The sequence below is a fragment of the Tatumella sp. JGM91 genome (assembly GCF_018257575.1).
Lineage (GTDB): Bacteria > Pseudomonadota > Gammaproteobacteria > Enterobacterales > Enterobacteriaceae > Tatumella > Tatumella punctata.
The window spans coordinates 34,328-58,944 of the sequence record NZ_JAERJP010000012.1 but is presented as its reverse complement, the minus strand read 5'-3'; the positions used below and the strand labels follow the sequence as shown (position 1 = coordinate 58,944).

Genomic DNA, 24,617 nt, shown 5'->3' with positions numbered 1-24,617 from the left:
AGACGGGGCAGGCGTGAGGATTGATCGGTTGGGTGTTATTATGGCGGATATATTAACACAGCTTGCGCGGAGTTTTATTTGCCACCGTTACCTGTCAGTGAAGTACTGGATAACTTATTGACTGCGCTGGAGACCCGCAGCGGAGCGTTGCTGGTCGCACCGCCCGGGGCAGGAAAATCCACCTGGTTACCCTTACAGTTGTTATCCCGCGTGCCGGATAACGGCAAGATCCTGCTGCTGGAGCCACGACGGCTGGCTGCCAGAAATGTTGCCAGGCGACTGGCAGAAAATCTCGGTGAATCTACCGGACAGACCATCGGTTACCGGATGCGCGGTGAGAGTAGTTGCGGGCCCGATACCCGGCTGGAAGTGGTGACTGAGGGGATTCTGACCCGCATGTTACAGCAGGATCCGGAACTGAACGGTGTTTCGCTGGTTATTCTTGATGAATTTCACGAACGCAGTCTGCAGGCGGATACGGCGCTGGCTCTGTTGCTTGATGTACAGCAGGGGCTGCGTGACGACCTGAAGCTTTTGTTAATGTCAGCAACCCCGGACTATCAGCGCCTGTCAGTATTGCTCCCGGAAGTCCCGGTGATTATTTCACAGGGACGCAGTTTTCCGGTCGAACGGCATTTTATTCCCCTGAGCACCCGACTGCCCTTTGCAGCCGCAGTAGCACGTGAAGCCGCCTGTCTGCTGAATGAACACCAGGGGTCGATGCTGATTTTTTTACCCGGGGAACGGGAAATTATGGCCGTGAAACAGGAATTACTCAGCCGGCTGCATGACGCGACAGATATCTTCCCGCTATACGGAGCGATGAGTCTGACCGCTCAGCAACAGGCGATTGCCCCCTCGCCTGAGGGCAGACGGAAAGTGGTACTGGCAACCAATATTGCAGAAACCAGCCTGACGATAGATGGGATACGGCTGGTGGTCGACAGCGGGCTGGAGCGTGCGGTGCGCTATGATACAAAAAGCGGTGTCAGTGTATTACAGACGCAGCGGATTAGTCAGGCATCGATGGTACAGCGCGCCGGGCGTGCCGGACGCCTGACGGCGGGGTTTTGCTGGCATTTACTGAGTCAGGAACAGGCAGAGAGAGCGGCTGCGGTAAGTGAACCGGAAATTATTAACAGTGAGTTAAGTGCAGTGATGCTGGATATCCTTGCCTGGGGCTGCCGGGAGATGAGTCAGCTGCAATGGCTGGATCTCCCGCCACAAAAGCGCCAGCAAGCGGCACTGCAACTATTGCAGCAACTTGGCGCCACTGACGCGGGTCATCAGCTGACCGCGACCGGACGCAAAATGGCGGCGCTGGGGACTGAACCCCGGCTGGCGGCGATACTCTGTGCTGCCGGAGAAAATCCGGCGGCGATGGCAACGGCGAGTTTACTGGTTGCTATTCTGGAAGACCCACCGCGTAATGGCACTAATGATTTACTGTCTCTGTTTTTACACCCCCAGCCGGGATGGCTGAAACGAGCCAAAGCCTTACAGCAACGCACTGGCGTTCGTGGTAGTCAGGCCGATGACCGATTGTTAGCCGTGTTGTTAATGGCGGGGTTCAGTGACCAGCTGGCCCGCCAGCGTGGCGGAGGCGGGCGTTACCTGCTGGCAAAAGGCGTCGGCGCCGGAACAGCCGCTGATGATCCTCTGAGCCGTTATGAATGGTTACTGGTCCTCCGGCTGTCATTCAGTTCTCAGCAGCCAGAGGCCCGGATCCGTCTGGCCCTGCCGGTCGATATTGCTGAACTTGCCCGGCAGTGTCCGGATAAAGTTGAAGAACGGGATGATGTTGAGTGGGATGAAGAAAAAGGCATCCTGCGGGTACGCCGTCAGCAGGTGATTGGTTCGCTGATATTAACTTCACGTCCCGGCGAACGGCCGGCAGCGGCGCAGTTGCACCAGGCGATGTTGCGCTGGGTCAGGGCCAAAGGGTTGTCGGTGTTGCCCTGGACCCCGGCAGCTGAACAAATCCGTGCCAGGCTGGCTTGTGCCGGAGAATGGCTGAATGATGCGGACTGGCCGCCGGTGACGGACGACGCATTGCTGGACAGCCTGGAGCAGTGGCTGCTGCCGGAAATGGCGACGGTGACCGATGCCCGGTCGTTTAATACTATTAATATTTCGACAGCTTTATTACATTTGATCACATGGTCACAACGCCAGCGACTGGATAGTGCGCTGCCAACTCATTACACTGTGCCGACGGGCAGTCGTGTGCTGATCCGTTATAACACCGAACAGCCACCGGTGCTTGCTGTTCGTATGCAGGAGATGTTCGGTGAAGCTGATACGCCAGTGATTGCGGGGGGAAGAATCCCGCTGGTGCTGGAATTATTGTCGCCGGCTATGCGTCCGTTACAGATAACCCGTGATTTAGCGGGATTCTGGCAGGGGGCTTATCGTGAAGTGCAGAAAGAAATGAAAGGTCGTTATCCTAAGCACCCGTGGCCGGACTCACCTGCGACTGCGATGCCTACTCGCCGGAGTAAAAAATTTTCCCCCGGGCATTTGTGAACCGTCCGCTCTTTCAGAGGGTTCCGGCATGTAATTCTGCCGGAAGGAGACTAAAGTAACGCGCATGCTGAGGCTATGCCTGGAGAATAAAATTCATGTCTGGGAATGATCGCGAACCGATCGGGCGGAAAGGGAAGTCACCCCGTCAACCGGAAAAAGTTCGCCCCCGTGCGAAGAATAAAAAAAGTAACCGCTATGATGACCAGGACATCAATGCGAATGAGGAGGGGCAGTCATTGCCACGTAAAGGAAAAAAGAAACCCCCGGCAATGAAACGTCGCTGGCTGGGTATATTTATCAAACTCTTCCTGGTCGCTGCTGTTGTGATTGCGGCATGGGGCGTCTATCTTGACTCTGAAATCCGGCAACGTGTTGACGGCAGGGTCTGGCAACTGCCGGCGGCGGTCTATGGCCGGGTCGTCAGTCTTGAACCGGGTATGGCCTTTGATCGTAAGGGGATGGTCGATTTACTGGAAGGTACTCAGTATCGGCTGGTAACCAAAATCACCCGTCCGGGTGAATTTACGGTAAAAGGAAATACCATTGATCTGCTGCGCAGACCTTTTGATTTTCCGGACGGTAAAGAAGGGCAGATTCATGCGCAGATGACCTTCAGCAACGGTGAACTTACGGAAATCAAGAACCTGGACACGGGCCGTGATTTTGGTTACTTCCGTCTGGATCCGCGTCTTATCACTATGCTGCAGTCGCCTAATGGTGAACAGCGCTTATTTGTGCCGCGTTCCGGTTTTCCGAATACGCTGGTAGATACCCTGGTTGCAACCGAAGACCGTCATTTTTATGAGCATGACGGCATCAGTTTATATTCGATTGGTCGTGCATTTATTGCCAATGTGACGGCTGGCCGCGCAGTGCAGGGGGGCAGTACCCTGACTCAGCAGTTGGTGAAAAACCTGTTTCTGACCAACAAACGTACCCTGTGGCGTAAAATCCGTGAAGCCTACATGGCCATCATTATGGATTCCCGTTATAGCAAAGATCGTATTCTGGAACTGTACCTGAATGAAGTGTATCTGGGGCAGGCCGGTAATGACCAGATCCGGGGTTTCCCGCTGGCCAGCTTATATTACTTTGGCCGGCCGGTGGATGAACTGAGTGTTGATCAGCAAGCCTTACTGGTCGGGATGGTGAAAGGTGCCTCGTTATATAATCCATGGCGTAATCCGAAGTTAGCTCTGGAACGTCGTAATGTGGTACTGCGTCTGCTGCAACAACAAAAGTATATCGACGAAGACTTGTACAATATGTTGTCTGCACGGCCTCTGGGTGTTCAGCCAAGAGGAGGGGTTATTACTCCGCAGCCAGCCTTTATGCAGATGGTACGCAATGAGTTGCAGGATAAACTGGGCGATAAAGTGAAGGATCTCTCCGGAGTAAAAATCTTCACTACTCTTGATCCTCTCTCCCAGGATGCGGCAGAAAAAGCGGTAACCGAAGGTATTCCGCAGCTGAAGAAGCAACACGGATTAAAAGATCTTGAAACCGCGATGGTGGTGGTGGATCGCTTTAGCGGTGAAGTCAGAGCAATGGTCGGTGGTTCTGATCCGCAATTTGCCGGGTACAACCGGGCGATGCAGGCCCGCCGTTCGATTGGTTCCCTGGCAAAACCTGCGACCTATCTGACGGCGCTGGCACAGCCGCAAACCTACCGTCTGAATAGCTGGATTGCGGATCAACCGCTGGCACTGAAACAACCGAATGGCCAGGTCTGGAGTCCGGAAAATGATGACCATAAATTCAGCGGAAAAGTGTTGTTAGTTGATGCACTGACACATTCGATGAACGTGCCTACCGTCAATCTGGGCATGTCCCTGGGGCTGCAAAGTGTGGTGGATACTTGGACCAGATTAGGCGTTGGTAAGGATCAGCTGACGGCAGTACCGGCGATGTTACTCGGGGCGCTGAACCTGACACCATTGCAGGTGGCTCAGGCTTTCCAGACCATCGCCAGTGGCGGTAACCGTGCTACCTTATCGGCGGTACGCTCAGTGATTTCTGAAGACGGCAAGGTGCTGTACCAGAGTTACCCTCAGGCACAACAGGCTGAACCTCCGGAAGCCGCCTACCTGACGTTATATGCCATGCAACAGGTAGTTAACCGCGGTACAGGCCATGCGCTGGGCGCTCAGTATCCGACCATGCATCTGGCCGGTAAAACCGGGACCACCAATAATCTGGTGGATAGCTGGTTTACGGGGATTGATGGGAAAGAAGTTACAGTCACCTGGGTTGGACGGGATAATAACCAGACCACCAAATTGTGGGGGTCCAGCGGTGCGCTGCAACTGTATCGCCGGTATCTGGCCTCTCAGCCCCCCACGCCGTTAGACCTGACACCGCCAGAAGATGTATCGATGATGAACATTGATGCGCAGGGTAATTTTATCTGTGGTCCCGGAGACAGTACCTGGCGATCGTTGCCGGTATGGACAACAGACCCTGCGACTCTCTGCCAGCAGCAACAGCAACAGGTGCAGGTGCAGCAGCAACAACAGCAACAGCAGCAGCAGGTAGATCAGGATAGCAGCAGTAAAGGTGTGGCTGGCTGGATTAAAGATATGTTCGGCCAGTGATCCTGTGGGAAGATAACGAATAAAAAAGGCGCGGAGGCGCCTTTTTTTTTACAACAAAACCAGGATGTTACAGACGGGCGAAACAGCGGCGGGCTGCATCTATAGTATGCTGGATATCGTCGGGACTGTGGGCCAGTGACATGAAGCCAGCTTCAAAAGCTGACGGTGCAAAATAGATCCCTTCCTCCAGCATCAGATGGAAGAAAGTTTTAAACCGCGCCACATCACATTTGCTGACATCCTGATAGCAGGTCACTGAAGGCGCATCAGTAAAGAAAAGACCAAACATACCACCGACATGGTTAATGACCAGCGGGATATTTTCCTGCTGTGCGGCGTGTAATAATCCTTCGGCCAGCCGTGTGGTGAGGTCAGTCAGGGTGGTATGGGTGCCGGGCCGGGCAACCTGTGTCAGACAGGCGAAACCTGCTGCCATCGCCAGCGGGTTTCCGGACAGTGTTCCGGCCTGATACACCGGGCCGGTCGGGGCCAGAACTTCCATAATGTCACGACGTCCGCCAAAAGCACCTACCGGCATACCGCCACCGATAATTTTCCCCAGACAGGTCAGGTCCGGTACTACGTTGTAATACTCCTGAGCACCGCCCAGTGCAACACGGAAGCCGGTCATTACTTCATCAATGATCAGCAGTGCACCATTTTCATCACAGATTTCACGTAAGCCTTGCAGGAAACCCTCTGAAGGAGGAATACAGTTCATATTCCCGGCGACAGGTTCCACGATAATACAGGCGACCTGTTGCGGATGCTGACGGAAGGCTTCGCGGACGGATGATAAATCGTTATAGGTACAAGTCAGCGTATGACGGGCAAAGTCAGCCGGCACTCCCGGTGAGTTTGGCTGGCCCAGGGTCAGAGCACCGGATCCGGCTTTTACCAGCAGGCAGTCGGCATGTCCGTGATAGCAACCCTCAAACTTAATAATTTTATCACGGCCGGTATAGCCTCTGGCCAGCCGGATAGCGCTCATGGTCGCTTCCGTTCCCGAGTTGACCATCCGCACCATCTCCATGGAAGGCACCAGTTCACAGACCAGCTCTGCCATTTTGACTTCCATTTCGGTAGGTGCACCGAAACTCAGCCCGCGCATTGCTGCTTCTGTCACTGCATTACGGATAGCCGGGTTGTTATGTCCGAGGACCATAGGCCCCCATGAACCGACGTAATCGATATAGGCTTTTCCGTCAGCATCGTATAAATAAGCACCTTCAGCGCGCTCAATAAAAAGCGGGACACCGCCAACACCGGTAAAAGCCCTGACCGGAGAGTTTACCCCTCCCGGGATCAGACGCTGCGCTTCATTGTAGAGATTTTCAGACTTACTCATCGCATCGGTTCCTGTTGATGACTTAATATAAACACTAGTGTACGAGAACTTAGTTACAGGGTGAAAGACCCGGTTATTGGTTTGCTACATTTAAGCGACAAAAATAGCGGATTCATGCGTATACTGATGTTATGGCCCTTTTTTCTGTCCCCGATATGCATAATACACCCGTTAGTGATGAGTCTTTACCGGCAGAGCCGCGCCGCAGGTATGATTATTTGCAGCAGATATTACGCAAAGATAAAACGCCGCTGGCGATTTTATTGCTGGCCGGTCTGGTGGGGGTGCTGGCGGGATTAGCCGGCGTGGCGTTTGATAAAGCCGTCAGTCTGGTACAGCACTATCGTCTGCACTATTCCGGTGGTTTACTGACTGCGTCCGGACTGCTGTCTGCGGTGATCATTTCAGCGCTACTGGCAGTTTGCGGATTCTGGCTGGTGCGGCGTTTTGCGCCGGAAGCCGGCGGCTCGGGAATTCCGGAAATCGAGGGGGCATTAGATGAACTGCGACCTGTCCGCTGGTGGCGGGTTATTCCGGTTAAGTTTTTTGGCGGGGTCGGTACCCTTGGTGCAGGGATGGTGTTAGGCCGCGAAGGTCCCACTGTCCAGATGGGCGGTAACCTGGGACGTATGGTGGTCGATATGTTCCGGATAAAAAACAGTGAAGACCGGCATACGTTACTGGCGACTGGTGCGGGGGCTGGCCTGGCGGCTGCGTTTAACGCTCCGCTGGCAGGGATCCTGTTTATCATTGAAGAAATGAGACAGCAGTTCCATTACAACCTGATTTCTGTCAAGGCTGTGTTTATTGGCGTGATTATGTCCTGCATCGTTTATCGTCTGTTCGATGGTAACAGTGCCATGCTGAATATTGGTCAGTTGATTGATGCCCCGCTGAATACTCTCTGGTTATATCTGATTGCGGGTATGGTATTCGGGATTGTCGGGGTGGTGTTTAACCGACTGGTGTTTCGGGTACAGGATGCATTTCAGCGACTGCATGGCGGAAAAATGGGAATTATTCTGCTGATTGCGGCGGTTATTGGCGGCAGCTTCGGGGCGCTGAGCCTGATTTTTCCTGAAATCACCGGCGGCGGGTCTTCCTTAATCCCGCAATCTGTTGCCGGACAATTCAGTTGCGGGATGCTATTGAGCCTGTTCATTTTACGTATGGTTATGACGCTGATCTGTTTTTGTTCCGGGGCCCCTGGCGGCATTTTCGCGCCAATGCTTTCGCTGGGGACTTTGCTGGGTACAGCCCTCGGGGTGACTGCTGCGGCAGTCTTTCCGGAATATCACCTGCAGGCCGGGACTTTTGCCGTGGCGGGGATGGGGGCATTATTTGCCGCTTCCGTCAGAGCCCCTCTGACCGGCATTATTCTGGTCCTCGAAATGACTGAAAATTATCAGTTGATCCTGCCGATGATCATTACCTGTCTCGGTGCGACCCTGCTGGCTCAATTTCTCGGAGGTACGCCGCTTTATTCAACCTTACTGGCGCGCACCCTGGCCCGGCAAACGCCGGCCGCAGAGCGTGCTGCGGCACAGAGTGTACAGCGCGGTGCTTGATCGCAGCCCGTGGCTGACAGATAATGCCATCATTGAGGCCGTTAACGGCCCTGGAGTTTACCGGAGTAATTTATGAGCGATGATATTGCAGCACTGCCGTTACAGTTTACCGAAGCTGCGGCCAACAAAGTAAAATTCCTGATCGCTGACGAAGATAACCCTGAACTGAAACTGCGTGTTTATATCACCGGCGGTGGGTGCAGCGGATTCCAGTATGGTTTTACCTTTGATGATAAAGTTAATGATGGCGATATGACTATCGAAAAGCAGGGTGTGTCTCTGGTGGTAGATCCTATGAGTCTGCAGTACCTGGTCGGCGGTTCTGTCGACTACACCGAAGGGCTTGAAGGTTCACGGTTTATTGTGACTAATCCGAATGCTAAAACCACCTGTGGTTGTGGTTCTTCTTTCAGTATCTGATTACCCTGTCAGCACCTTTCTGAAGGGAGGGTGCTCTCCTGCTGTAACCTCTGTAATATTCCCTGTCTGCTGTTGACCTGTGTCACTGCTCCTGCCGGCGTACGCCGATACTCTGAAAATATTCACAAGCTGTTGTCAGGCTGATTAAGTCGTGCGTTTATTTTTGTAAAGTTACAAAAAATACCGGGCTGCCGGCCGGTGATAAGAGGGATTTTTGTTACATATACCGCCACAGGATGAGTTTTCCTGCGTCTGACAGCGGCAGCATCTTAGGCCGCCGCCGGGCAAGGCAGTGGCTTGTCAGACGTCTGCTGACAAGCGGCTCAGCAGGTCTTCCACCATCAGTGATGACTGCTTTGCGGCAACACCGAGGAATTCGTCGAAACTGAGGTGTGATTCCTGATCCGCAACGTCAGAAATAGCACGAACCACCACAAAAGGAACCTTAAAGCTATGGCAGACATGGCCAATGGCGGTGGCTTCCATTTCTACCGCAACAGCCTTCGGAAAGGTATCACGGATACGGGCCAGAGGCTCAGCACCATTGATAAATGCATCACCGCTGACAATTAATCCGCGTACAGCATGCAGATTTAATGCTCTGATACTTTGTTCTGCGGCACCGATCAGTTTTTCATCAGCCACAAAACTTTCCGGGCATCCGGCCATCTGGCCTGGCGCATAACCGAAAGCGGTAACGTCTGCATCATGATAGCGGACTTCGTCAGAAACAACGATATCGCCGACCTTCAGTGACGGTGCCAGTCCGCCGGCAGAACCGGTGTTAATGACCACATCTGGCTGACATAGTTGCAGTAACAGCGTGGTACCCAGCGCGGCGGAGGTTTTGCCGATGCCGGATTTCAGTAAGGCGACTTCAGTGCCATTCAGAGTACCGGTATAAATTTCACAGCCAGCGATGTTCAGAGTTTTCCGGTCTTTAATTTTGTCACGCAACAGGGTTACTTCCTGCTCCATTGCGCCAATAATTCCTGCTTTCATAGCGTATCTCACCAATGTTATAGAATTAATCTTCAGGCGTGGAATAGTCTATCATGGCAGGGCAGGGTTTTATTATTGAATCGTACCGGAGTGGAAATGGAGATTAACTTTAAGCACAGAATCAGTGTCAGCCGGCCTTATGCATCAGGCCGGCCGCCGCAGGGAGAAGAACAGATTTCCCGTTATTTTGAAAGTGATCGCGGCAGGATCATCCATTCGGCGGCTATCCGGCGTTTGCAGCAAAAGACACAGGTATTCCCGCTGGAAAGAAATTCAGCAGTACGCTCACGGTTAACCCACTCCCTGGAAGTACAGCAAACCGGGCGCTATATTGCGCGGGAAGTACTGCAACGACTGAAAAAACAGCCCGGTGGTCTGGCTGCTTACGGGCTGGAAGACTTTGAACGCGGGTTTGAAAGTCTGGCCGAAATGGCCTGCCTGTTACATGATGTCGGGAATCCGCCATTTGGTCATTTTGGCGAAGCAGCAATCAATGACTGGTTCAGGGAGCATCTGGCTGACATTCTGCCACTTACCTCCCCTGATGCGGCGCAGCTCCCTGAAGAAGTGATTCAGTTACAACAATGTATTTATCAGGATCTTTCGCATTTTGAAGGCAATGCCCAGGCTATCCGGCTGGTACATACTATTCTGCAACTGAATCTGAGTTATTCTCAGGTGGCCTGCATCCTTAAGTACACTGCACCTGCCTGGTGGCAGGGCGATAAGCCTGCAAATTTCTCGGTGCTGATGAAAAAGCCGGGGTTTTATTTATCAGAAAAAGAATACGTTGCAGACTTGCGGGCAGCAACCGGTATGCAGGAGTTTCATCGTTTCCCTCTGACTTATATTATGGAAGCGGCTGATGATATTTCCTACTGTATTGCCGATTTAGATGATGCTGTCGAAAAAGCTATCTTTGATGTCGACAGCCTGTATCGTTATTTATGTGATGCCTGGGGGGAGGCTCAGCCGGATGATCTTTTCCAGCGTACGGTAACTCATGCCTGGCAGGAAGCGGGCTCAGGAAAACGGCGCAGTCAGAGTGACCAGTTTTTTATGTCGTTACGGGTCAATGTACAGCGGGCGCTGGTCGCGTTTGCTGTACGGCGCTTTCTGGATAATTTGCCGGCGATTTTTACGGGGAATTTTAACCATGCGCTGCTGGAAAACGGTGGGGATGAAGAGCGGCTACTGGCAACCTTTAAGCAGGTGGCCCGAAAACATGTTTTTAACCACTCTGAGGTGGAACAACTCGAATTACAGGGATACCGCGTGATCCGAGGTCTGCTTGATACCTATAAACCCATGATGCAACTGAGCGCCGATGATTTTACCTGCCTGATGGAGACCGATGAGTTAGCAGGCCATCCTATTGAAACCCGGTTGTTTCATCGTCTGTCGGATAAACACCGTAAAGCTTATCAGAATCACCTTCGCCAGTTACCAGCGACCCGTGATCAGAGATGGCAATTATGGGAAAGTTATTACCGTTTACGTCTGGTGCAGGACTATATCAGCGGAATGACCGATGTATATGCATGGGAAGAGTATCGTCGTTTAATGGCGGTTGAGTTCGTGTGAGTTTTGTAAAGATCAGGAATATTTTTTTACCTTTCACAAAAGTTTTGCGGTGAACTAACAGGTAAATAATAACTCTCATCAACTGACCACAGCACACAGCAACCGGTCCAAATAGAAAATATTACAGAGAGCCAGCACATGAAAAAAACCACTTTAGCATTGAGTGCACTCGCATTAAGCCTGGGAATGGCATTTGCGCCTTTGACTGCTTCTGCGGCGGAATCTGCATCTTCATCAAGTCAGCAATTACCGAGTCTGGCTCCTATGTTACAAAAAGTGATGCCCTCAGTCGTCAGTATCAGTGTGGAAGGAACGGCACCGGTAAAAACAGCCGGGGGTAATCAGCAGTTCCAGCAATTTTTTGGTGATATGTCGCCTTTCTGTCAGGACGGTTCTCCGTTCCAGTCTTCACCTCTTTGCCAGGCCCCTGGTGGTGGCGGTAATAGCGGAACCCAGCAGGAGAAGTTCCGTGCTTTAGGTTCCGGGGTAGTGATTAATGCCGAAAAAGGTTATGTGGTAACCAATAACCATGTGGTTGAAAATGCCTCAACCATTCAGGTCCAGCTCAGTGATGGCCGTCGTTTCGATGCCAGAGTGATAGGTAAAGATCCCCGTTCTGATATTGCGCTGATTCAGCTGAAAGATGCGAAGAATCTGACGGCAATAAAAATTGCAGATTCTGACAACCTGCAGGTGGGGGACTATACGGTAGCGATCGGTAACCCTTATGGATTAGGGGAAACGGTAACTTCCGGTATTGTTTCGGCACTGGGCCGCAGCGGGCTGAATGTTGAAAACTATGAAAACTTTATTCAGACGGATGCCGCAATTAACCGTGGTAACTCCGGTGGTGCACTGGTGAATCTGAATGGTGAACTGATTGGTATTAATACGGCGATTCTGGCGCCGGATGGCGGCAATATCGGTATTGGTTTTGCTATCCCGAGTAATATGGTGAAAAATCTGACCGCACAGATGATTGAATATGGTCAGGTTAAACGCGGTGAACTGGGGATCATGGGTACTGAGCTGAACTCAGAGCTCGCCCAGGCGATGAAAGTGAATGCCCAGCGTGGTGCTTTTGTCAGTCAGGTTCTGCCAAAAAGTTCGGCCGAGAAAGCAGGTATTAAAGCCGGTGATGTGATTGTCTCTCTGAATAACAAGCAGCTGAGCAGCTTTGCCGCATTACGTGCTGATGTCGGTTCATTGCCGGTGGGCACAAAACTGGAACTTGGCTTATTACGTGACGGTAAACCACTGACAGTGACCGTGGAACTGCAACAAAGTACTCAGGCGAAAGTGCAGTCAGCGACTATTTATACCGGTATCGAAGGGGCTGAGCTGAGTAATTATGATGTCAAAGGTGACAAAGGTGTTAAAGTTGACAGCATTAAGCCCGGCAGCCGTGCCGATGCCATTGGTCTGAAAAAAGGGGATGTTATTCTCGGGGTGAACCAGCAGAATGTAGCGAATCTGGGTGAGTTACGTAAAGTGCTCGACAGCAAACCTTCAGTACTGGCCCTGAACATTAAACGTGGTGACAGTAACCTGTACCTGCTGGCACAGTAACCGTCGTCAGTAAAAAAGCCGGTCAGTATCATGCACTGACCGGCTTTTTGTCTGTAAAAACGTCGCTTATTTGCGGGTGAGTTTTTCCAGATCTGCCTCAATTTCCGAAATCTTATTCGAAACGACCAGTTCAAGGTGACGAAGGTCATCAAGGATCTTAACTTTCAGGTCAACTTCAGCTTGTTCCTGCTGACACAGCTGATCCAGTTCATCGATCAGGTATCTGAGGTTGGGGCTTATTTCCTGAATCTCTTTAAAACCCTGCCCGGATTGATCAGAAACCACGGTCTTACGCTGGCGAGGGTATTTAAACTTCACGCTTTTCGCGAAAAACTCCCCTTTATCCTTACGGAAATAGATCTTCAGAATATCGTTATTGGCTTCCTGACGCAGGCTGTAACGGTCAACTTCTTCAGGGTGGGTAATACCTAAACTTTTTAAGTTATCGTACATGAACAATCACCTTTTCAGAGAACAATATTCAGAATGAGTGATGCAATCAGTGCTCACCGGTTGATACACCAGAGCCGTAAAGTCATCACCGCAGGTTGCGGGGTGGCCGGAGCCAGAGCAGAATAAATCCGCCTGCTACCCTGTATATGTCAGGCAGTTACCCGGACAGGGAACGCAGGCGGTTAACCGCGGATCAGTTAGTCGATTGAACGCAGCAGTTCATTGATACCGACTTTACCCAGGGTTTTCGCATCCACTTTTTTAACGATAACGGCGCAGTACAGGCTGTAGCTGCCGTCTTTAGATGGCAGATTCCCGGAAACCACGACTGAACCCGCCGGGACACGGCCGTAATGGACTTCACCCGTTTCACGATCATAAATCTTAGTGCTCTGGCCGATATAGACACCCATCGAAATAACAGAACCTTCTTCAACAATAACACCTTCTACGATTTCAGAACGTGCACCGATAAAACAGTTGTCTTCAATGATGGTCGGGTTGGCCTGTAGTGGCTCAAGTACACCACCGATACCTACGCCGCCTGACAGGTGTACATTCTTACCAATCTGTGCACAGGAACCTACAGTAGCCCAGGTATCGACCATGGTCCCTTCATCGACATAAGCACCAATGTTGACATAGGAAGGCATCAGAACGGTATTACGGGCAATAAAAGCCCCCTGGCGTACTGCTGCCGGAGGAACCACGCGGAAGCCTTCTTTTTTAAAGCGGGCTTCATCATAGTCAGCAAACTTCATCGGTACTTTGTCGTAGAAACGGGTTTCAGAGCCTTCTATCACCTGGTTGTCATGAATACGGAAAGATAATAATACTGCTTTCTTCAGCCATTGATGGGTGATCCATTCACCGTTAATTTTTTCCGCAACACGCAGTTCACCACGGTCAATTAACAGGACGACTTTAGTAATTGCCTCGCGGGTTTCAGTATCAACATTGTCTGGTGTAATGTCGGCACGGCGTTCGAATGCGGCTTCGATGATGTTTTGTAACTGTTGCATTGTTTATTTCCTGCATCAATGGTTTGGTAAAAAACTGACAACCGGGGAGCTGAGACTCAGCCCCCCAAAGTAAGTTTGCAGTCCCGGAAACTTGTTTTGATTTCCAGCCGGATTACACTTTATCGTTTGGATTCAGTGCCTCTGTCAACCGTTGTTGTAAACTATCACGTTTTTTATCGCTCAGGGCTCGGCGGTCACTGTCCGCCAGAATAAACAAGTCTTCGACCCTTTCGCCGATGGTACTGATCCTTGCGCCATGCAGTGATATTCCTGATTCAGCAAAAACGGTACCGATACGTGCTAATAATCCCGGCTGATCAAGGGCGACCATTTCCAGATAGGTACGCTGATTGGTGTGGGCAGGCAGAAAACGTATTTCCGTATCAACGTTAAAATGGCGCAGCCGTGGTGACTGTCGGCGGGGCCGTGGCGGAACCCACTCCGGTTGTGATAAGGCTTGTGTCAGCCCGTGGATAATCGCCTCGTGCCGGTCAGGGGCTAACGGGCTGCCGTCCGGTTCAAGCACAATGAAGGTATCCATTGCCATACCATCACGGTTAGTGAATATCTGTGCATCGTGAACACTGAGGTTGCGGCGGTCCAGTTCGCCTGCAACCGTGGCAAACAGGTATGGGCGGTCAGGGCTCCAGATAAAAATCTCGGTACCGCCGCGCGACGCCTGCGGGCTGATTAATACCAGCGGCTTACTGAGCGGATGCTGCAACAGATGACGGGCATGCCATGCCAGCTGGCTGGCTGTATGACGCAGGAAATAATCTGCCCGACAGCGGTTCCAGATTTTATGTAGCTTTGTCTCATCAATATTATCCATTCGCAGCAACGCCAGTGCCTGAAGCCGGTTGTGGCGCACTCTTTCCCGCAGGTCGGGGCTGCTGTCCATACCGCGTCGCAGCTGTTTTTCGGTGGCGAAGTAAAGTTCGCGCAATAAGCTTTGCTTCCAGCTATTCCACAAACTTTCGTTGGTAGCACTGATATCAGCGACAGTCAGACAAATCAGCAGCCGCAACTGCCGTTCATTTTGCATAATTTCGGCGAATTGCTGGATAACATTTGGATCCTGAATATCGCGGCGTTGTGCGGTGACCGACATCAGCAGATGGTGTCTTACCAGCCAGGCGATCAGTTGTGCATCGCGGGAGGAGAGTGCATGTAACCGGGCGAATTCAATAACGTCTTCAGCCCCCAGTATTGAGTGATCGCCGCCGCGGCCTTTGGCGATATCGTGGAACAGTGCGGCAATCAGCAATATTTCCGGCTGAATCAGGCGTTGCCAGATATCCACACACAGCGGATGCTGTGCCCGCGAGTCTTCACTGCCGAAACTCTCCAGTTTTTGCAGGACACGAATGGTGTGTTCATCAACCGTGTAGGCGTGGAACAGGTCGAACTGCATCTGGCCGACAATTTTGTTCCACTGGGGCAGGTAGGCCGCCAGTACACTGTGGTGGTGCATCGGGACCAGAGCACGGCTGACAGCCCCCGGGTGACGCAGAATATCCATAAATAATACCCGCGCGCGGGGAATTTCGCACAGGGAGTAATCGAGAGTACGTATCGCGTAGCGTAGTAACCGCAGGGTAGTAGAGTATATGCCGGAAATATTCTTATTTCGGACGATAACATTAAACATGCGGATAATTGATTCCGGCTGACGGATAAACAATTGTTCATCCCGCAGATCGATCAGCGTACCGCGCAGCTGAAAGTCATCATCCAGAGGCTGTGGTTTGTCTGAGGCTGGCAGGGCCAGAATCGCCTCGTCAAATAACTGTAACAGCATTTCATTTAATTCGCCGACATCACGGGTCACGCGATAAAAATCTTTCATCATACGTTCTACCGGCTCGTTACCTTCGCCCTGATAATTCAGCCGTTGTGCGACGGACAGCTGTCTGTCAAACAGCAACCGGTTATCGTAGCGGGTCAGGGTAAGGTGTAAGGCAAAACGGATCCGCCATAAAAAACTCTGGCACTGATGGAGCTCATCCCGTTCATCGCGGGTCAGAAAGCCGAAACCGGCCATTTCCGGCAATGAGGTTGCGCCGAAATGGCGACGGGCAACCCACTGCAGCATATGGATATCCCGCAGGCCGCCCGGGCTGCTTTTAATATCCGGCTCCAGATTGTAACTGGTACCGTGATAGCGTTTGTGACGTTCTTTCTGCTCCTCGATTTTTGCTGCAAAAAACTCAGCAGAGGGCCAGAAACCGTCACTGAAAATATTTTTCTGCAGTTCGAGAAACAGGGTGACATCCCCGGTCAGCATCCGTGATTCGATAAGATTAGTCGCCACTGTCAGATCCGATAAACCTTCCAGCAGGCACTCTTCGAGAGTACGTACGCTGTGACCCACCTCCAGCTTTAAATCCCATAACAGTGTCAGGAGTTCACTGGCACGGTGAGCATTTTGTTCATCCAGACTCTGCCGGCTGAGGATCAGTACATCAATATCTGATAACGGGTGCAATTCCTGACGACCGTAGCCACCGACGGCAACCAGTGCCAGGTGGTTTACACCATCAAAATGAAAAAAACGCCACAGCCGGCACAGAAGATTGTCGATAAACCGGGTTCTGGCATCAATTAAGCGGTGAACCGGTTGTCCGGCATCAAAGGCCTCTCCCAGCCAGCGCTGAAAGTTATCCAGCCGGGGTTTAAGCCTGTCCCGATTCAGCATGTCATCAGACCAGTGAAGCGGGGCATTAATAATATTTTTATCAATTACTTCTGGGACGTCTGGCAGGCGGCTAGGCATTGTCGCTTCTCATCAGATGAAAAAGCCGGCAATCGCCGGCTTTCAGAAATTCATTGTCAGGTTTAACCTTCGTTCACCAGGATGGCAGGAAGCGTTTCTTCCTTACGGAGGGTTAAAATCTCACAGCCATTTTCAGTAACCACAATAGTATGTTCATATTGTGCAGACAAGCTGCGATCTTTGGTTTTCACTGTCCAGCCGTCTTTCATACTTCTGATGCGGAAATCACCGGCATTCACCATCGGTTCGATGGTGAAGGTCATCCCCTGTTGCAGGACCACACCGCCATCATCAGCATCATAGTGCAGTACCTGCGGTTCTTCATGGAACCCTTTACCAATACCATGACCGCAGTATTCACGTACTACAGAAAAATCCTGAGCTTCGACAAATTTCTGAATTTCACGGCCGAGGGTACGTAAGCGGATGCCGGGTTTTACCATTTTGAGGGCCAGATAGAGGCTTTCCTGAGTCACGCGGCACAGACGCTCACCGAGAATCGTCGGATTTCCGACAATAAACATTTTTGAGGTGTCGCCATGATACTCGTCTTTGATGACGGTCACGTCGATATTGACAATATCGCCGTCTTTCAGCAGCCGCTCATCACTGGGGATACCGTGACATACCACTTCATTAATCGAGATACAGACTGATTTCGGAAAACCATGATAGCCGAGGCAGGCTGAGATGGCTTTCTGGTGCTGAGTAATATAATCGTCGCAAATACGATCCAGCTCTCCGGTCGAGATGCCCGGCTTAACATGATCAGCAATCATTTCCAGAACTTCAGCAGCCAGACGGCCGGCAACACGCATTTTTTCGATTTCTTCAGGGGTCTTAATTGAAATAGCCATGGAATATAGTCCGATTGCAGCCAGCCCGCGGCCGGCAAAAGAGGGAGTTTATTACCCTGTATGTTAACAGCCAGCAAAACCGCTGCCAATGTTAATCACTGTCTCAGGTCTTTCAGTCTGAAGATAATTTGACCAGAAACGGCAACAATGATTGCCGTCAACCGGCGGTTTGTGGTATAAAACGCGCCGACGAATCTGTGGTCAGGCTTCTGCCCGCCCGGAACGTTTAATTCTCATTATGTGAAAAGGCAGGGTATCTCAGGGCGTTATATCCCGGTGATGCAGACTGACCAAAACACACATGTATCGACACATACTCCGGGGTGCCTTCACAGGTCGGTGGTATGGGATACATGGAGGCTCAACCCCAATATCTATTTTTAGAGGTAATCATGGCTACTGTTTCCATGCGCGATATGCTTAAGGCCGGTGTACACTTTGGTCACCAGACCCGTTACTGGAACCCGAAAATGAAACCTTTCATCTTCGGCGCTCGTAACAAAGTTCACATCATTAACCTTGAGCAGACTGTACCAATGTTCAACGACGCTCTGGCTGAGTTGACCAAAATTTCTGCCCGTAAAGGTAAAATTCTGTTTGTTGGTACTAAGCGTGCTGCAAGCGAAGCGGTTAAAGAGTCTGCGCGTAACTGCGATCAGTACTTCGTTAACCACCGCTGGTTAGGTGGTATGCTGACTAACTGGAAAACCGTTCGTCAGTCAATCAAGCGTCTGAAAGATCTGGAAGCACAGTCTCAGGACGGTACTTTCGAGAAACTGACCAAGAAAGAAGCGCTGATGCGTGGTCGTGAACTGGCTAAGCTGGAAAACAGCCTTGGCGGTATCAAAGACATGGGCGGCCTGCCGGATGCTCTGTTCGTTATCGATGCTGACCACGAGCACATCGCAATCAAAGAAGCAAACAACCTGGGTATCCCGGTATTTGCTATCGTTGATACTAACTCTGATCCGGATGGCGTCGATTACGTTATCCCTGGTAACGATGATGCGATCCGTGCTGTAAACCTGTACCTGACTGCTGTTGCTACTGCTGTTCGTGAAGGTCGTTCTCAGGACCTGGTTGAGCAAGCTGAAGAAACAACTTTAGAAAACGTCTAATAAGGTTCGCTCTGCATAAGAGCCCTTAACGTCAGATGTGATCTGCAAGGGGCCGCTTCAGGCCCCTTTCATTATTTAAAATTCGTTGAGCGTGAATCTGTTCCGCTGGACGAAGTAAATCTCCTGCGAAATGATGCTGTTTGTTATTATTCATGGGTAGTACAAACAGACCACAGTTAACCGAGGACTTGAAGAATGGCTGACATTACCGCTGCTCTGGTAAAAGAACTGCGCGAGCGTACTGGCGCTGGCATGATGGAATGTAAAAAAGCGCTGGTTGAAGCTAACGGCGATATCGAACTGGCTATCGACAACATGCGTAAGTCTGGCCAGGCAAAAGCTGCGAAGAAATCTGGTCGCGTTGCTGCTGAAGGTGTGATCCTGACTAGCGTTGAAGGTAACGCTGGTGTAATCATCGAGCTGAACTGTGAAACTGACTTCGTTGCTAAAGATGCAGGCTTCCTGGCATTTGGTAAAGAAGTTCTGGCTGCTGCGGTTGCAGACAAAATCACTGATATCGAAGCTCTGAAAGCGAAATTCGAAGAACAGCGTACTGCGCTGGTAGCTAAAATCGGTGAAAACATCAACATCCGTCGTATCGCACGTCTGGAAGGTGATGTTGTCGGTTCTTACCTGCACGGTGCACGTATCGGTGTTCTGGTTGCTGCGACCGGTGCTGACGAAGAACTGGTTAAGCACGTTGCAATGCACATTGCTGCCAGCAAGCCTGAGTACGTGAAACCTGAAGATGTTCCTGCGGATGTTGTTGCCCGTGAGCATCAGATCCAGCTGGATATCGCGATGCAGTCTGGTAAGCCACGCGAAATCGCAGAAAAAATGGTTTCCGGCCGTATGAACAAATTCACCGGTGAAGTTTCACTGACCGGTCAGCATTTTGTTATGGATCCGTCTAAAACTGTTGGTCAGCTGCTGAAAGAAAAAGGTGCTGACGTTGTTAACTTTATCCGTTTCGAAGTGGGTGAAGGTATCGAGAAAGTTGAGTCTGATTTTGCTGCTGAAGTTGCAGCGATGTCCAAGCAGTCTTAATGCTCTGAAAGAACCGCCAGAAGGGCGGTTCTTTTTTGTCTGTGGTGTTATCGCCACAGACTGTTTTCAGTTTCATCCCTGCAGTCTTTTGATAAAAACGAGCGGATGACAGACCAGATTTACTCTTCTTTATTCACTCATGTTCCAGGAATTAATGATCATGGCGACCAACGCAAAACCGGTATATCAACGTATCCTTCTGAAGCTGAGCGGTGAGGCCCTGCAGGGCGCCGAAGGTTTTGGTATTGATGCCAGCATTCTTGACCGTATGGCTCAGGAAATTAAAGAGCTGGTTGAATTAGGCATACAGGTCGGAGTGGTGATTGGCGGGGGCAACCTGTTCCGCGGCGCCGGACTGGCAAAAGCGGGAATGAACCGCGTAGTCGGTGATCATATGGGGATGCTGGCGACCGTCATGAATGGCCTGGCAATGCGTGATGCGTTACACCGTGCTTATGTTAATGCCCGCCTGATGTCGGCAATTCCGTTGAATGGTGTGTGTGATAACTACAGCTGGGCAGAAGCTATCAGCCAGCTGAGAAATAACCGGGTAGTGATTTTTGCTGCAGGAACCGGAAATCCGTTCTTTACGACGGATTCTGCTGCCTGTCTGCGCGGTATTGAAATTGAAGCCGACGTGGTACTGAAAGCCACTAAAGTCGACGGTGTTTATTCCGCGGATCCTATGACGACCCCGGATGCTGAACTGCATGATAAATTAAGCTATCAGGATGTTCTTGAGCGTGAACTGAAGGTGATGGACCTGGCGGCATTTACCTTAGCACGTGACCATAATCTGCCTATCCGGGTATTCAATATGAATAAGCCCGGTGCATTACGCAGGGTGGTTATGGGCGAAAAAGAAGGCACCCTGATTGGGCAGTAACCCCTGTCGGCATAAATTAAAATAAGGTATATTCCGGACAACACTGGTTATTTATCATCGGTGCTGTGCAGAATAACTGATGATGACAGACCCCGTTCTGCTTACACCTGAGGCAGAAACATCAGGTCAAACGAATCCAAGGGTTTTAATGTGATTAACGATATTAAAAAAGATGCTGAAGTACGCATGGAAAAATGCGTAGAAGCGTTTAAAAATAGCATTTCTAAAGTGCGTACCGGGCGTGCCTCTCCTTCTCTGCTGGATGGCATTGTTGTCGAGTACTACGGTGCGCCAACGCCCCTGCGTCAGCTGGCGAGTGTGACTGTAGAAGACTCCCGTACACTGAAGATCAATGTGTTTGATCGTTCGTTAAGCCCGGCAATTGAAAAAGCGATCATGTCTTCTGATCTGGGCCTGAACCCGAGCTCTGCCGGTTCAGACATTCGTGTCCCGCTACCAGCGCTGACCGAAGAACGCCGTAAAGACCTGATCAAAATTGTCCGTGGTGAAGCAGAGCAGGGACGTGTTTCTGTGCGTAACGTACGTCGTGACAGCAATGATAAAGTTAAAGCTTTGCTGAAAGATAAAGAAATCAGTGAAGATGACGAGCGTCGTGCTCAGGATGATATCCAGAAAATGACTGATCTCGCGATCAAAAAAGTTGATGCAAACCTGGCAGAGAAAGAAGCGGAGTTAATGGAGTTTTAATCCCGCGTTGCCAGACCGAAAACGCCGCGCAGAAAGTCATATTGATGGCTGTCTGCCGCGGCGTTTTACATTGCAGATAACCACGGCCTGCAGGCGGGTCATCTGCCGATTGATGATGAGTGGAAATATTGATGAAGCGTCTGACATTGCTGGGTTCTACCGGATCGATTGGTACCAGCACTCTTGCGGTAGTTCGTGAAAATCCTGATAAATATCAGATAACTGCGTTAGTGGCAGGTAAAAATACACAGCTGATGACTGACCAGTGCTGTGAATTCCGTCCTGCGTATGCGGCGATGGCTGATGAGGCTGCGGCGAATGATTTGCGTGAGCGACTGAAAGCATTGAAGGTGAATACTGAAGTGCTCTCCGGCGTTCAGGCGATGTGTGAATTAGCGGCATTACCGGAAGTCGACCAGGTCATGGCTGCTATTGTGGGTGCTTCCGGATTGTTGCCTACCCTGGCTGCAATCCGCGCAGGGAAAAGGGTACTGCTGGCCAACAAAGAAGCGCTGGTGACCTGTGGGCGATTGTTTATGGACGCGGTACATCATTCCGGCGCCTGTCTGATGCCGGTAGATAGCGAACATAATGCCATTTTTCAGAGTTTACCTGCGGCGATACAGCAGCAGTTAGGGTATGCTCAGCTCGGTGATAGTGGCGTTGACTCGGTTATTCTGACCGGTTCAGGCGGACCTTTCCGTGAGATTCCGCTGACGGAACTGCCCCTGATGACGCCTGCGCAGGCTTGTGCCCATCCCAACTGGACGATGGGTAAAAAGATCTCTGTAGACTCTGCCACTATGATGAATAAAGGTCTTGAATACATAGAAGCTCGCTGGCTATTCAATGCCACGGATGCACAGATGGAAGTGGTAATCCACCCGCAGTCGGTGATCCATTCGATGGTGCGTTACTGTGATGGCAGTGTGATAGCCCAGTTAGGATCACCTGATATGTGTACCCCGATTGCCCATTCGATGGCGTGGCCGGAGAGGATCCCGGCAGGGGTGAAGCCTCTGGACTTCACCCGGGTGGGAGCATTAACGTTTACTGAACCTGATTATCATCGTTATCCTTGTCTGAAGCTGGCAATAGATGCCTGTGCTGCCGGCCAGGCAGCGACTACCGTACTGAATGCAGCAAATGAAATGGTTGTTGATGCCTTTCTTAACCACCGTATCCGGTTTACCGATATTGCGGCAATTAACCAGCAGATGCTGGACAGCGCAGTATTACAGGAACCAGAGAGTGTGGAGGCGGTAATGGATATTGACCAGCAGACACGTCTTCGTACCGCAGAAGTACTGGCTAAACTGACATAACAGGTTTGATTAGCGTCCATTTGTCCGAATCAGGCGGAAATGGTATAGTCCCGTGCTGGTATTTCAGATATACGCGGGGGGCTTTTTTCCGGGATTAACGGTGGAAAAGCGTTTGCGAGCAGAAAGTATTCAGAGATATCTGGCTCTCTGATGAAAGGAATTTAATACGCATTATGTCGTCCCTATACCAAGAACACCTCCCTGACACATACAGGGCTCTGCCGAGGCATGTTGCTATCATTATGGATGGTAATGGACGCTGGGCGAAAAACCAGGGAAAGTTACGTATATCGGGGCACCGTGCCGGCGCAAAAGCGGTCAGACGTGCTGTCAGATTTGCGGTTTCGCAGGAAATGGAAGCGCTGACACTGTATGCGTTTAGCAGTGAAAACTGGAATCGTCCTGAGCAGGAAGTCTCTGCATTGATGGAGCTTTTCATCTGGGCGCTGGACAGTGAAGTCAAAAGTTTACATAAGCATAATGTTCGTCTGAAAGTTATTGGCGATGTTACGCGCTTCAGTCCGCGAATTCAGCAACGTATCCGTCAGGCCGAATCGCTGACGGCGGAGAACAGCGGGCTGACACTGAATATTGCCGCGAACTATGGCGGACGCTGGGATATCATTGACGGGGTGCGCAGACTTGCACATCAGGTACAGGCTGGCAGCCTGCAGCCTGATGATATCTCGGAACAAATGCTGGAAGAACAGCTGTGCCTGTGCACGCTGTCACCGGTTGATTTAGTGATAAGGACAGGGGGAGAGCATCGAATCAGTAATTTTCTGTTATGGCAGGTTGCCTATGCAGAGTTTTATTTCAGCGATGTTCTCTGGCCCGATTTCGATGAACATGTTTTTCAGGGTGCACTGGATGCTTTCTCTTTACGGGAACGTCGTTTTGGCGGTGCTGCACCGGATGGCGCATAAATGGACCGGGGGTAACCTTTGTTAAAGTCTCGTTTGATTACCGCGATGATCCTGATTCCGTTGGTAATCATTGCATTATTTTGGTTACCGCCGATCGGATTTAATATTATTGTCCTGATAATTTGTATGCTTGCAGCATGGGAATGGGGGCAGTTTGCCGGACTGATGCGTACTCAGCAACGCATCTGGCTGGCTGTATTGTTTGGATTGTTACTGGCACTAATGATGTTGCCATTACCTCCTTACCAGCATGATATTCATCAGCCGCCGGTATCATTATCATTATTCACTTCCCTTAGCTGGTGGTGTGTAGCACTGGTGCTGGTATTGTCTTATCCGAAGTCTGCCACTCTGTGGCGACATTCCCGCTTTTTACGGCTGGCCTTTGGTGGCCTGACACTGATTCCTTTCTTCTGGGGAATGATAGCCTTACGCCAGTACCACTATGAAAGTGATCATTTTGCCGGTGCATGGTGGTTACTGTTTGTAATGTTGCTGGTCTGGGGGGCGGACTCCGGTGCCTATATGTTTGGTAAACTGTTTGGCAAACATAAACTTGCGCCTAAAGTTTCCCCCGGAAAAACCCTGGAAGGCTTTCTTGGTGGCCTGTTTACCTCGGCGGTGATTGCCTGGGCTTTTTCACAGCTGGCGCCGTTATCGGTCGACAGCGGAACACTGATCATCTGCGCAATCATTGCGACCCTTGCCTCAGTATTAGGTGATCTCACCGAAAGTATGTTTAAGCGTGAAGCAGGGATTAAAGACAGCGGTAATCTGATCCCCGGCCATGGCGGGATATTGGATCGTATTGATAGCCTGACGGCTGCGGTGCCGGTGTTTGCCTGTCTGTTACTTTTGGTATTCCATATAGCTTAAAGGTGTGTCGTG

19 protein-coding genes are annotated in these 24,617 nt (G+C 50.9%); 13 read left to right on the top strand and 6 right to left on the bottom strand.

The features are described from left to right. Nucleotides 1-78: 78 nt before the first annotated feature. Together hrpB and mrcB are read left to right on the top strand one after the other, a co-directional pair. Complete coding sequence (gene hrpB, locus JK198_RS09975) at nucleotides 79-2,526, top strand: ATP-dependent helicase HrpB (protein ID WP_212710481.1); 2,448 nt, start codon at nucleotides 79-81, stop codon at nucleotides 2,524-2,526. Nucleotides 2,527-2,621: 95 nt separating this feature from the next. Beyond that, nucleotides 2,622-5,120, top strand: a complete 2,499-nt coding sequence (mrcB, locus tag JK198_RS09970; RefSeq protein ID WP_212708345.1) for a bifunctional glycosyl transferase/transpeptidase — start codon at nucleotides 2,622-2,624, stop codon at nucleotides 5,118-5,120. A 67-nt stretch (nucleotides 5,121-5,187) separates the two neighbouring features. On the opposite strand, the gene hemL is transcribed toward mrcB, so the two are convergent. Beyond that, nucleotides 5,188-6,468: a glutamate-1-semialdehyde 2,1-aminomutase gene (gene hemL / locus JK198_RS09965; protein ID WP_212708344.1), complete on the bottom strand. Its 1,281-nt coding sequence runs from the start codon at nucleotides 6,466-6,468 to the stop codon at nucleotides 5,188-5,190. Nucleotides 6,469-6,623: 155 nt separating this feature from the next. On the opposite strand from hemL, the gene clcA reads away from it, so the two are divergent. Together clcA and erpA are read left to right on the top strand one after the other, a co-directional pair. Further along, nucleotides 6,624-8,036 carry a H(+)/Cl(-) exchange transporter ClcA gene (gene clcA, locus JK198_RS09960; RefSeq protein WP_212708373.1) on the top strand — a complete coding sequence of 471 codons (1,413 nt, stop codon included), beginning with the start codon at nucleotides 6,624-6,626 and terminating at the stop codon, nucleotides 8,034-8,036. Between the two features lie 72 nt (nucleotides 8,037-8,108). Beyond that, nucleotides 8,109-8,456 (top strand): iron-sulfur cluster insertion protein ErpA, encoded by a 348-nt coding sequence (gene erpA, locus JK198_RS09955; protein ID WP_087489465.1) that lies wholly within the window; start codon nucleotides 8,109-8,111, stop codon nucleotides 8,454-8,456. Between the two features lie 300 nt (nucleotides 8,457-8,756). Here erpA and mtnN read toward each other — a convergent pair whose 3' ends face one another. Further along, complete coding sequence (mtnN, locus tag JK198_RS09950; protein ID WP_212708343.1) at nucleotides 8,757-9,458, bottom strand: 5'-methylthioadenosine/S-adenosylhomocysteine nucleosidase; 702 nt, start codon at nucleotides 9,456-9,458, stop codon at nucleotides 8,757-8,759. Nucleotides 9,459-9,554: 96 nt separating this feature from the next. On the opposite strand from mtnN, the gene dgt reads away from it, so the two are divergent. Together dgt and degP are read left to right on the top strand one after the other, a co-directional pair. Beyond that, nucleotides 9,555-11,042, top strand: a complete 1,488-nt coding sequence (gene dgt / locus JK198_RS09945) for a dGTPase (RefSeq protein ID WP_212710480.1) — start codon at nucleotides 9,555-9,557, stop codon at nucleotides 11,040-11,042. A 138-nt stretch (nucleotides 11,043-11,180) separates the two neighbouring features. Continuing rightward, on the top strand, nucleotides 11,181-12,611 hold the full coding sequence (gene degP, locus JK198_RS09940; protein WP_212708341.1) for a serine endoprotease DegP: 1,431 nt from the start codon (nucleotides 11,181-11,183) through the stop codon (nucleotides 12,609-12,611). Nucleotides 12,612-12,677: 66 nt separating this feature from the next. Here degP and JK198_RS09935 read toward each other — a convergent pair whose 3' ends face one another. The 4 genes from JK198_RS09935 to map form a co-directional block, all read right to left on the bottom strand. Then, nucleotides 12,678-13,064 (bottom strand): DUF3461 family protein, encoded by a 387-nt coding sequence (locus tag JK198_RS09935; protein WP_212708340.1) that lies wholly within the window; start codon nucleotides 13,062-13,064, stop codon nucleotides 12,678-12,680. 197 nt (nucleotides 13,065-13,261) lie between these two features. Continuing rightward, entirely contained in the window at nucleotides 13,262-14,086 is an 825-nt protein-coding gene (gene dapD, locus JK198_RS09930) for a 2,3,4,5-tetrahydropyridine-2,6-dicarboxylate N-succinyltransferase (protein ID WP_212708339.1), read from the bottom strand. 112 nt (nucleotides 14,087-14,198) lie between these two features. Further along, nucleotides 14,199-16,862 (bottom strand): bifunctional uridylyltransferase/uridylyl-removing protein GlnD, encoded by a 2,664-nt coding sequence (glnD, locus tag JK198_RS09925; protein WP_212710479.1) that lies wholly within the window; start codon nucleotides 16,860-16,862, stop codon nucleotides 14,199-14,201. A gap of 62 nt (nucleotides 16,863-16,924) precedes the next feature. Continuing rightward, nucleotides 16,925-17,719, bottom strand: coding sequence for a type I methionyl aminopeptidase (map, locus tag JK198_RS09920; protein ID WP_212708337.1), 795 nt, complete (start codon nucleotides 17,717-17,719; stop codon nucleotides 16,925-16,927). Between the two features lie 392 nt (nucleotides 17,720-18,111). Between map and rpsB the strand changes: the two genes are divergently transcribed. The 7 genes from rpsB to cdsA all read left to right on the top strand — a co-directional run bounded on the left by rpsB (nucleotide 18,112) and on the right by cdsA (nucleotide 24,605). Continuing rightward, a complete protein-coding gene (gene rpsB, locus JK198_RS09915) occupies nucleotides 18,112-18,837 on the top strand; it encodes a 30S ribosomal protein S2 (protein WP_212708336.1) in 726 nt (241 codons plus the stop codon). Between the two features lie 195 nt (nucleotides 18,838-19,032). Continuing rightward, a complete protein-coding gene (gene tsf / locus JK198_RS09910) occupies nucleotides 19,033-19,884 on the top strand; it encodes a translation elongation factor Ts (protein WP_212708335.1) in 852 nt (283 codons plus the stop codon). Nucleotides 19,885-20,044: 160 nt separating this feature from the next. Beyond that, the gene (gene pyrH / locus JK198_RS09905) at nucleotides 20,045-20,770 is read left to right on the top strand and encodes a UMP kinase (protein WP_212708334.1); all 726 of its coding nucleotides are present in this window, start codon (nucleotides 20,045-20,047) and stop codon (nucleotides 20,768-20,770) included. Nucleotides 20,771-20,920: 150 nt separating this feature from the next. Then, on the top strand, nucleotides 20,921-21,478 hold the full coding sequence (gene frr, locus JK198_RS09900; RefSeq protein WP_212708333.1) for a ribosome recycling factor: 558 nt from the start codon (nucleotides 20,921-20,923) through the stop codon (nucleotides 21,476-21,478). A 131-nt stretch (nucleotides 21,479-21,609) separates the two neighbouring features. Beyond that, entirely contained in the window at nucleotides 21,610-22,803 is a 1,194-nt protein-coding gene (ispC, locus tag JK198_RS09895; RefSeq protein WP_212708332.1) for a 1-deoxy-D-xylulose-5-phosphate reductoisomerase, read from the top strand. 173 nt (nucleotides 22,804-22,976) lie between these two features. Continuing rightward, nucleotides 22,977-23,729 carry a (2E,6E)-farnesyl-diphosphate-specific ditrans,polycis-undecaprenyl-diphosphate synthase gene (ispU, locus tag JK198_RS09890; protein WP_212710478.1) on the top strand — a complete coding sequence of 251 codons (753 nt, stop codon included), beginning with the start codon at nucleotides 22,977-22,979 and terminating at the stop codon, nucleotides 23,727-23,729. Between the two features lie 18 nt (nucleotides 23,730-23,747). Beyond that, on the top strand, nucleotides 23,748-24,605 hold the full coding sequence (gene cdsA / locus JK198_RS09885) for a phosphatidate cytidylyltransferase (RefSeq protein WP_212708330.1): 858 nt from the start codon (nucleotides 23,748-23,750) through the stop codon (nucleotides 24,603-24,605). The last annotated feature ends 12 nt before the right edge of the window (nucleotides 24,606-24,617 follow it).